Below are 13,811 nucleotides of genomic sequence, written 5' to 3'. Positions count from 1 at the left end.
TTCTCTTCGAAGAGTATATGTATTGTAATTGTGTTGTATTACTGCTATAGTTAGGATGGCATGTAATATGTCCACAACTATACTTTCAACTTAAACAAGGGATTATTATGGATATCAATGGCGTAGAAATCGAAGATACTTTTGCAGAAGCGTTTCCAATCAAAATAGCAAGAGTGCTCATTACAGCAGCAACAAAACACTGGGCTGAAGTAGCTGCACTTGAAGCAACGGGATTTGGAACATCTGTTATTATGTGCCCTGCAGAAGCAGGTATTGAAAAGTTCGTAGGTCCTGACGAGACACCTGACGGAAGACCTGGTGTTTACATCCAGATCTGCACCTTCGGATACGAGGCACTTGAACACCAGTTACTTGAGCGCATTGGACAGTGCATACTTACAGCTCCAACAACAGCTGTTTTCAACGGACTTCCAGATGCTGAGAAGCAGTTCAACGTAGGCTTCAAATTGAAGTTCTTCGGTGACGGAATGGAATCCGAAACTGAGATCGATGGCCGCAAGATGCACAGTGTTCCAATCATGGAGGGTGACTTCCTTGTAGAAGAGAACATCGGCGCTGTTGCAGGTATTGCAGGCGGTAACTTCTTTATCTTCGGTGACAGCCAGATGACCGCACTCACAGCAGCTGAAGTTGCAGTGGATGCAATAAAGGACATGGAAGGTACAATCACTCCATTCCCAGGCGGAATCGTGGCTAGTGGCTCAAAGGCTGGTTTTAACAACTACAAGTTCATGAAGGCAACTGCAAACGAGAAGTTCTGCCCATCCATCAGGGACAAGGTAGAAGGTACCGAAATTCCAGAAGGTGTAAAGGCAGTTTACGAGCTTGTCATCAATGGTCTTGACGAGGATGCTATTCAGGGAGCAATGAAGGCAGGTATCGAAGCAGCTGTCGCAGTTCCTGGTGTATCAAAGATCACCGCAGGAAACTACGGCGGAAAGCTCGGTAAGTACCAGTTCCACTTGAAAGACCTCGTTTGAGGTTCTTTCTTTTTTCATATTTTTTGTTTTTAACCAAATTCTAATTCCATTTTTCACTCATTGGTTTGTATGTGCTCGATTGATCGTTTTTTACTTTTTTAAGGTTAATTTTAAAAACTTAATGAACACATAAATATATCAAGCACTCCAAAATTTATAGTGGTAAACATGAGGAAAATTATTGTTCTATCTTTTATAACCCTCGACGGTGTTATGCAAGCTCCCGGTGGACCCGAAGAAGATACCTCGGGCGGTTTCACTTATGGTGGCTGGACAGTCCCTTACTTTGATGAATTTCTTGGAAAGCTGATGGCTGAGCAAATGAGCAGGCCATTTGACCTTTTGCTTGGAAGAAAAACGTATGAGATATTTGCAGCATATTGGCCAAATCACAATGAAGAGGGAGAATCGCTGAATAAAGCAACGAAATATGTAGCCTCTCGTTCTACGTTGCAACTTGAGTGGAGTAATTCAATTCTATTGAAAGACGATGTTGTAGAGGAAATAAGAAAATTAAAGGAACAGAAAGGTCCAGATTTACAGGTTCATGGTAGCGGTAACTTCATTCAGACACTATTGAAGCACAGCCTTGTTGATGAGTTCTGGCTCAAGATATTCCCTCTTACACTTGGAACAGGCAAGCGCCTGTTTGCCGAAGGCAGTATTCCTGCTACTTTTGCTTTGAACAATCTGGAAAGCTCACCAAACGGAGTGATTGTAGCTTCCTACAAACGTGCAGGAGATTTTAAAACAGGTTCATTTTGAGAAGAAGTTATGATAGAAATGCAGAATTACCTCAAACCAACATCCATTATCGACTTTTACCATCCTGCCGTCATGAAAAAAGCAAAGGAACTCACAGGGAATAGTCAGGTTCAGATAGAGATTGTTAGACTCTATTTCAAGTTCTTCAGGGATGAGATAATACATATTTTCGACTATCAGATGAACCCTGTTATCCTGAAAGCCTCGGAGGTTCTGGAACATGACACAGTTTATTGCTATGCTCAGAGCCATCTCCTTGCAGCCCTTCTCAGGGCTAACTCAATTCCGGCAGGTATCTGTTATCAGCGCCTGAGCAGGGACTATAAAGGAGCACCATTTTGCCTGCATACCCTCAACGCAGTATATCTGGAAGATATTGGATAGTACCGGATGGATGCAAGGGGAAATAAAGAGAGAGTGAATGCCCAATTCAACCCACCCTATGAACAACTGGCATATGAGATTAAAATTGAAGGGAAAGCTGACCTTCCTGAGATATGGACAGATACAATACTGATAGTTGTTGAAACTCTGACAAAGTACAAGAGCTATAATGACGTCTACGAGAACCTGGCGGATGTTCCATTGATAACAAAAAAGTGAGGGGTACAGGAGTTACCATTCGTCCAAGAGAACTTATAGAAAGATGGAGTGAAGCTTTTAAAAACATGGACTCCCCATTCCAGATGAATAGCTGAATTCTATCACAAGATGCAATATGGTACAAATAGACAAGCTCAGTAATCTCTTGAAGAACACTACCCTCAATGCAATTGCAGGATGGACAATGGTATTATTACTATCCCTGCTGTGTGTTGGGAATTTTATCTACGGCAGGTTCATGTGGACCATACTTATTGCTTTTGTGATCTGTATTATAATAGCTCCCGCAATTATAATGCGTAAGCTCTCGGTTATGCCTTCCTGGTATTTCGTACTATTGGCAATCATACCCATTGTAGGAAGTGCAACAGCTTACTATTTCTTTTCCACCAGCATACAAGTTTACTTTTCAATAGCTACCATTGCATTACTGCTGGCAGCTGAAATCAACTGGTTCACTGCCGTAAAGATGAATTACAAATTTGCCATACTCCTGGTTGTTATCGTAACACTGGCAATATCTGGTCTCATGCACCTGATACAATGGTTACTGGATATGAATCTAGGAACCGCTTATCTTCTAAACGGAAGAACACCCGATGCCATAAATGATGCTGTGATGTATGAGTTTATCTATGCCATGATAGCGGGTATCGTTGCCGGACTCATATTCGGCTGGTATTTCAGATCAGACAAACATGCCAGCAATGTCGAAGTTCCTATTCAGAGATCTCAAGAGGAAACCAATTACATTACATCAAGACCTCCTGCACCTATACGCAAGATACTTGGAATCACTGATGAGAAGCAGAAGCTTGTAACAAGGATAATGCAGATATGTCTCTTCATATTCATAATAGTTGGAATAATTCTAAAGGACCTATCTACTACCGTGAATGCAACAACCGGTCTTGCCATCACATTGATACCTTATTTTATCACACGCAAATTCAACATACCCTACGACACTGGATTAACCCTGTGGATAACCCTTGCTATTTTCCTTCATTCAATTGGAACCTTTGCGTTCTATGATAATATCCTGAGATGGGACCATGTCACCCACGCCTTATCAGCCTGTGTTGTGGCAGCAGCAGGATATACACTTATAAGAGCTATCGATATCTATGTCGATGAGATCTATATACCACCTAAAGAACTATTCCTTTTCATCCTGCTATTCATACTTGCAATGGGTGTTGTCTGGGAAATTATTGAGTTTGCCAGCGATGAACTGACCTCATGGCTTGGTTATCAAGCCATATTAGCACAACATGGGATCGGTGACACTATGATGGATCTTGTGTTCGACCTGTTCGGAGCTATCCTTGCAGCTACCTGGGGAACTGCATATCTCTCCGATATCTCCTATAGGCTTGCGGATAAGTTTGGGGAAATTGAAGCTAAAAAGAGTAAATAATAAATGGGTTTGGGTCTGGAATCATCCCAATCCCAGAACGGCAAGTCCGGCACTGATACCATTTTTTATCAGTTCCTGAGGATCGATCCCTGTGACCTGGATCATTACATACACTCCCAGGAATGTCCCGATCATACTTCCGAGATTTGCAAGGGCGGCAACCATTATAACGCGGAAGAGATTATTCTTCATCATATCCTCGGTTGTCTCGATCTCAATGAGTTCCTTGAAATTATCGGTTGTAGGAGGTCTATATTTAGCTTCTGTAAGACCTGCAAACCATCCTGCTGCCATCATTGGATTCAGGGAGGTCAGCCATGCGACTGAGAATGCAGTGAGCACTGAATATGGGTGGCCTCTTGCAATAATAGCTCCGGCAGCGCTGAGAACTCCGTTTATGATGAACCACCAGGCAAAAGCAAGAGCAAGTGTTTCAAGTGGAACTCCTGAAAGTATAAGCAGTGCAAATGTCCCAAGGGCAATTGCAACAACCAGGACACCAAATAATTTCATTATACTGAAACGCTTTTTAGGGGCTTCTGCTGCATAACTCACTTGTGGGATAGTTTTTGGATTTTCAAGATAACGCTGGATACCTGCCCTGTGGCCTGCACCTATTACGGCAACAATCTTTTTATTACCGCCGGCAGCAGCTCTTACAAGATTATTGGCCATGTATGCGTCCCTTTCGTCAATAAGGACCTTAACAGCATTCGGTGACGAATCACGGAACTCTTCCACAAGCATGGAAACCATGTCCTGATTGGTGATAGTTTCCATATCGATGTCCTTAGTACCACCGAGACCGAGCACTGCAGCTATGAGACCTGCAAGCATTTTCATTTTTTCAATGAAACCCATCTTGCTCCAGAAACGCTGCAAAGTGACCTGGATATCCCTGTCAATAAGAAGGATCTGTGCACCACTTGCTTCTGCAGCCTTGATAGCGCTTATCATTTCAGCACCAGGCTGTACACCCATTTCATCAGCGAATTTCTTTTGAATATGGGCCAGTAGCATGTGTACAAGATAGAAATAGACCTTCCCTTCCTTAAGAAGCTCTTTTACCGGTATCTCACTGTTCTTGACGTTGCCTTTGATGGCCTCAAATCTGGGCCTGCAAAGTTCCACGGCAACTATATCCGGCTTTTCTCTTTCAATAGCCTCATTTACTTCCTTGACACTCTTTTCAGATACGTGCGCTGTACCTACAAGTATTATCTCGGTAGGTTTGTTCGTTTCTTCATTACCTTCACCCAAAATTGCTTTTTCAGGAGCTATAAACTCTTTTATAACCTGAATCTCAGTTGGGCCTGAGCTTGAAAAAGATGAATTCCCAGAATCATCTTCCGAATATAAATTACCGCCTGTTGTGCTGTAATCATAGCCGGAAACATTTTCCTGTGAATCACTTAAATTATCATGTTTCAATGGAGATCCTCTTTTAAGGGTACTAGAACTACTCATTCGCTAACATCAATAATCGCATGAGGTCTGTCCTGGAAAGGATACCTTTTACAGTGTCATTATCTGTTACCAGAACACGCCCTATATTATTGACAGTCATTATTTTGAATGCTTCTGCAGCACTTGCATCTGAAGGTAATGAAATTACCTCCCTTGTCATTACATCAGATACAAGGGTTGCATAGCGCTCATGCGGAAGAACATTACGTATGTCTGTAAAGGTCACAATCCCTTTTAAAGAATTGCCCTTCATCACAGGATAGCCCAGATGCTTATTCTCAAACATGAAATGTGAGAAGTCTTCTACTATCATTTCAGGCTCTACTGAAATTACATCCTTTGTCATTACATCGGCAACCCTGTATTTTTCAAGGCTAACGGTTACCGTTGTCGACTTGTCTTCTTCAGATGCACTAAAGAAAACGAAGACAGCTATCAATATAAGCCATGGATTAGAAAACCATCCAATAACACCCATGATAAAAGCAAACATCTTACCAAAAGAGGCAGCAAGATGAGTTGCCTTTACATAGCTCATCCTCTTTGCTAACCAGGCACGAAGAAGTCTTCCACCATCCATTGGGAAAGCCGGGATCAGGTTAAATAATCCCAGTATTATGTTGATAGATGCCAGAATGCCTACCATCAGGTAGACATATGTAGCTTCGTATACAGGCATAATTGCAACTGCAGCTATGTTAAGTCCAACAAGACCAAAACCGATGATAAGACTTACCAAAGGACCTGCAAATGCCATTTTGAATTCCTTAGAAGGTTCTCTTGGAATTTCTTCCATGGATGAGACTCCACCAAATAGCAATAACGTAATGTCTTTTATTTCAACACCATAACCCTTGGCAATATAAGAATGACCTAGCTCATGAAGAAGAATGCATCCAAATAATAGAATTGTTGTCAGAAGTGACAGAGCATAACTTTTTGTGATTGACCCAATGTCAGCAAAGCCATAAGGCTGTGGATTCGTAGCAAAAACAAGAGCAAAAACAGGAAGAATCAGTAAAAAAGTTATGTGTAGTTTGATAGGAATTCCCATTATGCTTCCAATTTTTAGTGAACCATTCATGAATGGATGTTAGATGGGTTCATATATATTATTATCTTTTTTTATATCGTTATTTTCTTTTTAGAAATTCAACTGTAGAACCATATGAGTTGAATACTTTCACTCTGCTTGGCTTATTAATATATAGATAAAAAGTTAATTTATGATTACGACAGGCAAGATGAACACACGCTTCAAGGCTAGGTGCCATCGAGCCTTATTTTTTCATTTTTATTTTTGGTTATAATCTTGGTTTAGAGCTAATTAATTGTGTCCAAGACCTTTTTTAGATCCTGAACAAAATAATCAATCATTTCAAGAGTAACATGAGGCATAATAACAAGACGTAAACCATGGGGCTTCTGTGTGATTGAAACCTGCCAATTAAAATCCTTTGCCAGTTTTTTTCTGACAAGATCAGCTTCCGGAACTTCCAGTGCAACTACATTCATTAGCGGTTTAATGAGAGGATAAACATCAATTTCTGCAAGCCTGTCCAGAAGATAATATGTTGCTTCCATACATTTTGATACAACTTTTCTATAACCTTCTTTACCAAGCAAATTCATTACTGCATAAGTAGCCGCTACAGCAGCTCCACTTCTTGTTCCAGTAAGTGTATATTGAGTCGAAACTGTGAGATAAGGAGTATCCGCCCTGAGACTTTCCAGATAATCCGCACTTTTAAAAAGAAGAACCCCAGATGGAATTGTGCTAAGACCCATTTTATGTGGATCGATAGCTATAGATGTTACACCTGGTAATTTAAAATCAAACTCATGTGTTTTTTCAAGGAATGGAAGTACAAATCCTCCAAAAGCAGCATCAACATGAAGAAAAATATTATTTTGAAGAGCAATTTCAGAAAGCTTTTCGATTTCATCAACCTGACCAAATTCAGTTGAACCGGCTATAGCCACAAGACCTATTGTGTTTTCGTCAATCAGAGATTGAACGGATTGAATAGAAACTTTAAGTTCTTCATCAAGGCTGGCTTTTCTGAGCTCAATATCAAGAATATCAGATACTTTATCAAATGAGAAATGAGCTGAATCAGGTACAACAATATTTGGTTTACCGCACTTTTTTTTGCTGCTGAGATTGTTTCTCATGGAACGAATCGCCTGAATATTTGATTCAGTTCCTCCTGTTGTCATATAACCTGATGCTTCTGAATGATGAAGGAGATTACCAATAGATTGTATGACTTTTTTTTCAAGATTATAAGTGCCTTGGAAAAGTCCAAAATCACCCATATTAGATTCTATGAACTGGATATGAGCATGAACTGCTATTTCATGAGGATAAGTACACATAGAACTTAAAACTCTGTCATAGGTTAGATCATGAGATTTTGATTTATTTAGATTAGAGATAATTTGTTCTCTTTCAAAGGCTTGTTCATTCATTTGAACACATGAATAATGCAGGATACTTAAATCAATTTTGTTTCTTTTTTGCTGGATTAACTTTTTTTTATTTGAGTTAGCTTAAAAGAGCATTTTGATTATGAGTTAATAGAACATTTGATATATTTTTATTAGTATGAGCAACCCCATGGTTTCAACTGGAAATGTTGTTACAGCAAATAATTAAACGTTTAAGCAGTTTACTTTTTTTATATTTTTAGTATTTTTTAAATAAAGTAACTTAAGCGTGAGATATTTTTATATACTATCACATTGATATATACACTGCCATCTTTTTTCAAATAATATAAAAAAGGTATTCATATCTTTTTTCTAGTTTCCAATTGAAACCATGGGGTCACTGTCTTATATAAAGTTTCCAGTTGAAACAAAGGGGTCTACTTCCATGAGAAACCAAATTGCTTATATTTGCTTAATTAATGTTTGTTTTTTTTATTATAGAAAATGGAAACTGCTGACGTTTTTTATTGTTTAATCCTATTTTGTCTTTCTTTCCAGTTGAAACAAAGGGGTCTAAACCACAACCATTAATAAGCTCCACTTCCAATGTATCATCTGGAAGAGAGACAAAAACCAATCTCATCTCTTTTTGATTGGTTATTCTGAACGGCACAAAAAGTGTGACATTACTAATATCATTATTATTTTAAATGGATAGGGTGAATAAGTAAATGCGAAGTAAATCATTAGATGGCTTGTTCCAGGAACTACTGGAAAATGAACCTATTTTTAAAAATAAAGAGGTTTTAAGACATTCATACACTCCTGATTCTCTTGTTCATCGTGATGACCAGATTAACAGTCTTGCATCAATTCTTGTTTCAGCTCTAAGGGGAGATACCCCTTCTAACATTCTGATTTATGGAAAAACCGGTACAGGAAAAACTGCTGTAACCAGAAATGTTGGAATTGAACTTGAAAGAAAAGGTGAATCACTTGGAATCTCCTGTAAAGTTGTCTACCTGAACTGTGAAGTAATCGATACACAATACAGACTTCTTGCAAATCTAACTCGTCAGTTTGGAGAAGATGTTCCAATGACTGGCTGGCCGACAGATCAGGTTTTTTTCAAATTCAAAGAAACAATAGACACTGAAAAACAGGTTGTCATTATCATTCTTGATGAAATTGACAAGTTGATCAAGAAAGGTGATGATGTTCTCTATAACCTTTCAAGAATTAATACCGATCTCAAAAATTCAAAAGTTAGTATGATAGGCGTTTCAAACGATCTTAAATTTACTGAATTCCTTGATCCAAGAGTTAAGAGTTCTCTTGGAGAAGAAGAAATTATTTTCCCGCCCTATGATGCTACCCAAATTAGTGATATCCTTCATGAAAGAGCCTTGATTGCTTACAAACCGGATGCTCTGGATGAAATGGTCATTCCTCTCTGCGCTGCCTTTGCAGCTCAGGAACATGGTGATGCAAGACGTGCTCTTGACCTTCTAAGAGTTGCAGGAGAAATTGCAGAAAGAGAGAACCTATCTCGTGTTGAAGAGCAACATGTAAAAAGTGCTCAGGAAAAAATCGAGGTTGACCGTGTAGTTGAAGTTGTACGTACTCTCCCAACCCAGTCAAAACTTGCGCTTTACAGTGTAATGCTGTTAAGAAACAATGGCTACAAGAATGTTACAACAGGTGAAGTCTACAATGTATATCGTCAGTTATGCCTTCAAGTTGATATGGATATTCTTACTCAACGCAGGGTTACTGATCTAATGTCTGAACTTGACATGCTTGGAATTGTAAATGCTGTTGTTGTAAGCAAAGGAAGGTACGGCCGAACAAAAGAGATAGTATTGAGTGTTCCTATTCACAGTACAAAAAAAGTATTGTTTGAGGATTACCGACTTAAACCGCTTGAAGCGTTTAAACCAGTGCTCACAACGCAATTACATCTTTAAACCAAAAAGATACCAAATCAGAAGCTTGGGAGCATCAATCTGAGGTATCCGATGTAAGGTATCTTATATCGTGCGATGCCAATAATCCATTCTTCTTTAACTGGCATTAGGTAGCTTACCTGCCCTTGCTGGTCATAGTATTTGTTTGTTACAATATTGTCGCCTTTTGTAATATACCCTGAATGCGGGGCAGGAGGTCCGCCTTCCCACATGCTTTCACCCTCTTCAACATAATACATTGCACGATGGATAATTGGAGTAACTCCTTCCTGCCCATAAGGTTTGTACAAAATCACATTACCATAGCTTTTGAACGAGGTATAATCATCTGTGCCTTCTTCGTAGGTAATAACCTGTGTCCTATCGATACTCTGGATGAAAACGATGTCTCCTATATTCATATGTGGTTCCATACTTCCTGATTCCACGGCTACCATAGGAGTCCACATTCCAAAGACTATCTGGGAAAAAGTTGCAAATATCAATACTGCTCCCAGAACAGTTAAAATATCACGTGCGAGTGAAACAAAAAAATCATCGCTTTCTTTAAAAGCATGGAAAGACTCTTTTAAGTTCATTGTTCTTACCTGTGTTATATCTGAATGAAAGAATGTATTTATGAGTTAAGGAATATATTTGACAAAATAAAATGTTAACGGCATTAAATCGTTTTGTAAGTATTGTAATATTAGATAATTTCCATTTTAGTCTGCTATTGTTATGAATGATATTGATATTATAACCGCTTTTATTGAAGAAGGTTACCAGATAAGTCCCAAAGCAGTAGATCTTATATGTTCTCATTGTTCCCCAGCGGAACTTGTAACATACATACTTGAAAATATCGATCTTTCTGTGCTTGTAATTGACCTAGAACATATTGATCTTAAAGCATTCAGCGCTGTTAGCCACGTCAATGAAGAAAATTTAAAAGTTTCTGTTGAGTTAAATCCCAAAACTACAAAATATGACACTGACACTAATAGTAGCTATAACAGTAATTCATATTCTTTCTACCAGACACCAGGTAATTTATCAGGTGATACCGGCAGTATTTGTCATTGTGAAAGCCCGGTTTCCATAATATCGGATATAACTGACAATTCAACATGTGTCGGTGAATATATGGAATTTGTCCAGTTCTTCAGGAACCGTTATAGCAGGCTCAGCGATATCATCCGCAGTAGAATAACTGCTCGCCCTATAGAGAGTCTGAAAAAGGGTAAAGGAACTAATTTCAGGGGAAGCCGGGAAGCCGGAGAGATTTCCATAATAGGCATGATATCTGAAATCAAGAGCACAACTAACGGACATAAAATAGTGGAAGTGGAGGATCCTACAGGATCATTCTCGATTCTGATACGCATGGCTGATAAAGAGCTTTTCGAGCAGGCTAGTCATTTTGTGCTTGATGAAGTAGTAGGTTTTACGGGAACTCTTACAAACGATGCTAAGCTCATGATTGCTCAGAAGATAACTCTGCCTGATCTGCCAAATGTAACTATAAAAAGGAGTGGAAGTTTCGGTAAGGCAATTCTTACATCTGACATACATATTGGGAGCTCGACTTTCCTTGAAGAACCGTGGGAGAGATTTCTTGACTTTCTGAACGGGGACACTGATAATGATGCATTGGCAGCTATTGCAAAAGAAGTGCGCTATCTTCTTGTTGCCGGTGACCTTGTTGACGGGGTTGGCATATATCCTGGACAGGAACATGAACTTTCAATTCTGGATGTATATGACCAGTACAAAAAAGCAGCCGAATATTTTTCAAGGATACCCAGCCATATCCAGATAATCATTTCTCCTGGAAACCACGATGCTGTCCGGCAGGCTGAACCCCAGCCAAAGTTACCTGAAATAATAAGGGCGGATTTCCCTGACAATGTAACGTTTGTAGGCAATCCTTCGGTAGTGGATCTGGATGGTGTAAAAGTAATGCTCTATCACGGACGTTCCATTGATGATCTGGTAGCATCAGTTCCAGGTGTCTCATATGCTGACCCCACAAAGGCAATGGTGGAAATGATGAAGTTCAGGCATCTTTCCCCGATCTATGGCAGTCGCGTTTCCATTGCACCTGAAAAGAAAGACTATTTTGTTATTGGTAATGTACCTGACATACTTCATTGTGGCCATGTACATACGGTGGGTGTTGAGTGGTACAAAAACGTCCTGCTGATAAATTCAGGTACGTGGCAGGATCAGACAGAGTTCCAGAAAAGGGTAAATGTTGTTCCAACTCCTGCACAGGTTCCGGTTGTGGATCTGGCAACTCTTAAAACAACAATTTTGAAATTTGATGAGTAAGCTTTTGTTTTGGCCTATAACCTCTTTTTCAAGTCTTAATCTAAAAAATTGTTAAATTCTGGTTGTTTATTATCTACGAGTTTAGATCGAGCTGAGCAAAGACGAATGAAAATGATGAAAATAAAAAAGAAATAAGGATCACTCAAGAATCAATTTTAAAAATAAATGAGTGATCTCTCATTTTTTACTGCTTTTCCTTATTTTCAGTATCTTATGGTTCATGGTCTGCACAGGACATATGGCAACACAACGCCTGCAGCTTGTACCAAGACAGTGCTGGCTGTCGACATTGGCATATCTTTCTTTTTCTCCATCCTTCTGAATTATTATAACTGCATCTTCAGGGCATTCCTGCTCACATTTATGGCAGAGTATGCAATCAACTACCGGTGCTTCAAGAATGATGCCTATGTCCTTTACGATCTCAAGGCCAAGTTTGCCCACATCATCAATGTCCCTGACAACCCTTTTTTCTATTTCAACTTCTTTAATGTTCTCAGGGAACACAGGGATCTTGTACATCTCAAGCATCTGTTTATACACATCTTCAGGCATCCCCTGTTGCCATTTCGATAGCTCGCATATATATATGTCTTTGAAGGTCTCGCTGGTGGCCATCATCAGGTGGTCGGCCTGTATCTTCTTTGCGATCCCTATGACCTCATCAAGTTTTGACCTGTCAATAGCGATCTTCCTTGCAAGCCCCAGGGATGTGTTCCCAAACTGAATGATATTTTTGGAAAATCCAGGTACAGATCCTATGTATCTTGCATTTTCAGCATTCACATATGTCCCGGTTGCCCCTGACATATATGAGTAGGTGAGATCCTCGAATTTCATACCAGATTCAACCATGAGTGTCAGATGAGCTGCACGGATAGCGCCTATAGCCTTGCCTACTTCCTCCACATCCTTGTTGCTGATCATTATATTTTCACTGAGTATCAGTTTTCCATTGGGCAGTTCGGGTATCTTCGTCATGAGTCCTTCCCTGATGGCCAGTGCGATTGTAGAGATAACACCGGTTCCAGTGATACCCTTTGGGATTAATCCACCCTCCTCAGCGATCTCCCCTGTAACAGGATCTACAAGGGGTCCTTCACCAGGGCTCATTGTCCTGTCAAGAACAGTAAGTCTCCAGAGACCGTTCTCAACAGTTAAATCACTTATTGCTCCTGGACCAGCCAGCATTCCACATGCGATTCCCTGTCCCTCGATAGCAGGGCCAGCGGCTGCACTTGCAGTCATTATCCTGTCACCTATTTTCAGTGCCATTTCGGCGTTGGTGCCGTAATCAGTTACAAGACATGGCTCTGTTTGGTGAATAAAATCAGTCTCAAGCATCATGGCAAGAGCATCGGCACCGATCTCGTGTTTGATGGCAGGAGGAACGATGATCTCACAGTTATCCATTTCAAAGATGCCTTTGAATATCTCATTTGCAGGGAATATCCTGGCCTCTCTTTTGACATCTTTCACTCCAAGAGATTTCTGTTTGTTCTCACCTGCGTATGCAAGGTCCCTTATCTCCATATTCTGAAAAAGTGAGAGTTGTATGGGATTTCCGCAGACTGCTATACGCTCTATCTTTTCAGGTTCCACATCGAACTTTTCCAGAATCTTTTTCACAGTTTCAATCATCAGCCTGTGAGCTACATCTTCTCCGGTAGCCATTGCAAAATCAAGGTGATCCATGACATTCCCACCGGGAAGTGGATGACCCATTGTTATCACAGTCTTTATAGTCTCTTTTTTATCAAGGTCGATAAGTTGTGACCTGAAACCACTTGTTCCAAGGTCAAGGGATATAACATACATTTTCTCTACACTCCGTTAGTTCTC

Annotated in this window: 13 protein-coding genes; 7 read left to right on the top strand and 6 right to left on the bottom strand. The window is 39.9% G+C overall.

The genetic code is table 11. From position 1 onward, the window contains the following. The first annotated feature begins 107 nt into the window (after positions 1–107). From fhcD to QZZ23_RS02480, 5 genes are all read left to right on the top strand, one after another. Complete coding sequence (gene fhcD, locus QZZ23_RS02500; RefSeq protein WP_292466624.1) at positions 108–1,001, top strand: formylmethanofuran--tetrahydromethanopterin N-formyltransferase; 894 nt, start codon at positions 108–110, stop codon at positions 999–1,001. Positions 1,002–1,169: 168 nt separating this feature from the next. After that, positions 1,170–1,766 carry a dihydrofolate reductase family protein gene (locus QZZ23_RS02495; protein WP_292466623.1) on the top strand — a complete coding sequence of 199 codons (597 nt, stop codon included), beginning with the start codon at positions 1,170–1,172 and terminating at the stop codon, positions 1,764–1,766. A gap of 9 nt (positions 1,767–1,775) precedes the next feature. Further along, entirely contained in the window at positions 1,776–2,150 is a 375-nt protein-coding gene (locus QZZ23_RS02490; RefSeq protein ID WP_292466622.1) for a transglutaminase family protein, read from the top strand. Positions 2,151–2,156: 6 nt separating this feature from the next. Next, complete coding sequence (locus QZZ23_RS02485) at positions 2,157–2,369, top strand: hypothetical protein (protein ID WP_292466621.1); 213 nt, start codon at positions 2,157–2,159, stop codon at positions 2,367–2,369. A gap of 115 nt (positions 2,370–2,484) precedes the next feature. Next, positions 2,485–3,789, top strand: a complete 1,305-nt coding sequence (locus QZZ23_RS02480) for a hypothetical protein (RefSeq protein ID WP_292466620.1) — start codon at positions 2,485–2,487, stop codon at positions 3,787–3,789. Positions 3,790–3,810: 21 nt separating this feature from the next. Here the strand turns inward: QZZ23_RS02480 and QZZ23_RS02475 are convergent, their stop codons facing one another. The 4 genes from QZZ23_RS02475 to QZZ23_RS02460 all read right to left on the bottom strand — a co-directional run bounded on the left by QZZ23_RS02475 (position 3,811) and on the right by QZZ23_RS02460 (position 8,362). Continuing rightward, positions 3,811–5,256 carry a TraB/GumN family protein gene (locus tag QZZ23_RS02475; RefSeq protein ID WP_292466619.1) on the bottom strand — a complete coding sequence of 482 codons (1,446 nt, stop codon included), beginning with the start codon at positions 5,254–5,256 and terminating at the stop codon, positions 3,811–3,813. Continuing rightward, positions 5,249–6,340, bottom strand: coding sequence for a CBS domain-containing protein (locus QZZ23_RS02470; RefSeq protein WP_292466618.1), 1,092 nt, complete (start codon positions 6,338–6,340; stop codon positions 5,249–5,251). Before QZZ23_RS02470 ends, QZZ23_RS02475 begins: the two co-directional genes overlap by 8 nt. A 239-nt stretch (positions 6,341–6,579) precedes the next feature. Continuing rightward, a complete protein-coding gene (gene mfnA, locus QZZ23_RS02465) occupies positions 6,580–7,728 on the bottom strand; it encodes a tyrosine decarboxylase MfnA (RefSeq protein WP_292466617.1) in 1,149 nt (382 codons plus the stop codon). A 433-nt stretch (positions 7,729–8,161) separates the two neighbouring features. Continuing rightward, the gene (locus tag QZZ23_RS02460; RefSeq protein WP_292466616.1) at positions 8,162–8,362 is read right to left on the bottom strand and encodes a hypothetical protein; all 201 of its coding nucleotides are present in this window, start codon (positions 8,360–8,362) and stop codon (positions 8,162–8,164) included. Between the two features lie 58 nt (positions 8,363–8,420). On the opposite strand from QZZ23_RS02460, the gene QZZ23_RS02455 reads away from it, so the two are divergent. Continuing rightward, a complete protein-coding gene (locus QZZ23_RS02455; RefSeq protein WP_292466615.1) occupies positions 8,421–9,656 on the top strand; it encodes an ORC1-type DNA replication protein in 1,236 nt (411 codons plus the stop codon). Positions 9,657–9,673: 17 nt separating this feature from the next. Here QZZ23_RS02455 and QZZ23_RS02450 read toward each other — a convergent pair whose 3' ends face one another. After that, on the bottom strand, positions 9,674–10,234 hold the full coding sequence (locus QZZ23_RS02450; protein WP_292466614.1) for a signal peptidase I: 561 nt from the start codon (positions 10,232–10,234) through the stop codon (positions 9,674–9,676). 142 nt (positions 10,235–10,376) lie between these two features. Here QZZ23_RS02450 and QZZ23_RS02445 point away from each other — a divergent pair, with 142 nt between their 5' ends. Then, a complete protein-coding gene (locus QZZ23_RS02445) occupies positions 10,377–11,969 on the top strand; it encodes a DNA-directed DNA polymerase II small subunit (protein ID WP_292466613.1) in 1,593 nt (530 codons plus the stop codon). A 177-nt stretch (positions 11,970–12,146) separates the two neighbouring features. On the opposite strand, the gene QZZ23_RS02440 is transcribed toward QZZ23_RS02445, so the two are convergent. Then, positions 12,147–13,787 (bottom strand): methylamine methyltransferase corrinoid protein reductive activase, encoded by a 1,641-nt coding sequence (locus QZZ23_RS02440; RefSeq protein ID WP_292466612.1) that lies wholly within the window; start codon positions 13,785–13,787, stop codon positions 12,147–12,149. Positions 13,788–13,811: the final 24 nt, after the last annotated feature.

Source organism: Methanolobus sp. (genome assembly GCF_016278385.1).
Classification (GTDB): domain Archaea; phylum Halobacteriota; class Methanosarcinia; order Methanosarcinales; family Methanosarcinaceae; genus Methanolobus.
This window is presented reverse-complemented; position numbering and strand designations above follow the sequence as displayed.

What these genes read in the sequence shown, in the direction of transcription:
- QZZ23_RS02490 (WP_292466622.1), top strand. Translation starts at nt 1,776, where the DNA reads ATGATAGAAATGCAGAATTACCTCAAACCAACATCCATTATCGACTTT.
- QZZ23_RS02440 (WP_292466612.1), bottom strand. Translation starts at nt 13,787, where the DNA reads ATGTATGTTATATCCCTTGACCTTGGAACAAGTGGTTTCAGGTCACAA.
- QZZ23_RS02475 (WP_292466619.1), bottom strand. Translation starts at nt 5,256, where the DNA reads ATGAGTAGTTCTAGTACCCTTAAAAGAGGATCTCCATTGAAACATGAT.
- QZZ23_RS02480 (WP_292466620.1), top strand. Translation starts at nt 2,485, where the DNA reads ATGGTACAAATAGACAAGCTCAGTAATCTCTTGAAGAACACTACCCTC.
- QZZ23_RS02455 (WP_292466615.1), top strand. Translation starts at nt 8,421, where the DNA reads ATGCGAAGTAAATCATTAGATGGCTTGTTCCAGGAACTACTGGAAAAT.
- QZZ23_RS02450 (WP_292466614.1), bottom strand. Translation starts at nt 10,234, where the DNA reads ATGAACTTAAAAGAGTCTTTCCATGCTTTTAAAGAAAGCGATGATTTT.
- fhcD (WP_292466624.1), top strand. Translation starts at nt 108, where the DNA reads ATGGATATCAATGGCGTAGAAATCGAAGATACTTTTGCAGAAGCGTTT.
- QZZ23_RS02495 (WP_292466623.1), top strand. Translation starts at nt 1,170, where the DNA reads ATGAGGAAAATTATTGTTCTATCTTTTATAACCCTCGACGGTGTTATG.
- QZZ23_RS02445 (WP_292466613.1), top strand. Translation starts at nt 10,377, where the DNA reads ATGAATGATATTGATATTATAACCGCTTTTATTGAAGAAGGTTACCAG.
- mfnA (WP_292466617.1), bottom strand. Translation starts at nt 7,728, where the DNA reads ATGAATGAACAAGCCTTTGAAAGAGAACAAATTATCTCTAATCTAAAT.
- QZZ23_RS02470 (WP_292466618.1), bottom strand. Translation starts at nt 6,340, where the DNA reads ATGAATGGTTCACTAAAAATTGGAAGCATAATGGGAATTCCTATCAAA.
- QZZ23_RS02485 (WP_292466621.1), top strand. Translation starts at nt 2,157, where the DNA reads ATGGATGCAAGGGGAAATAAAGAGAGAGTGAATGCCCAATTCAACCCA.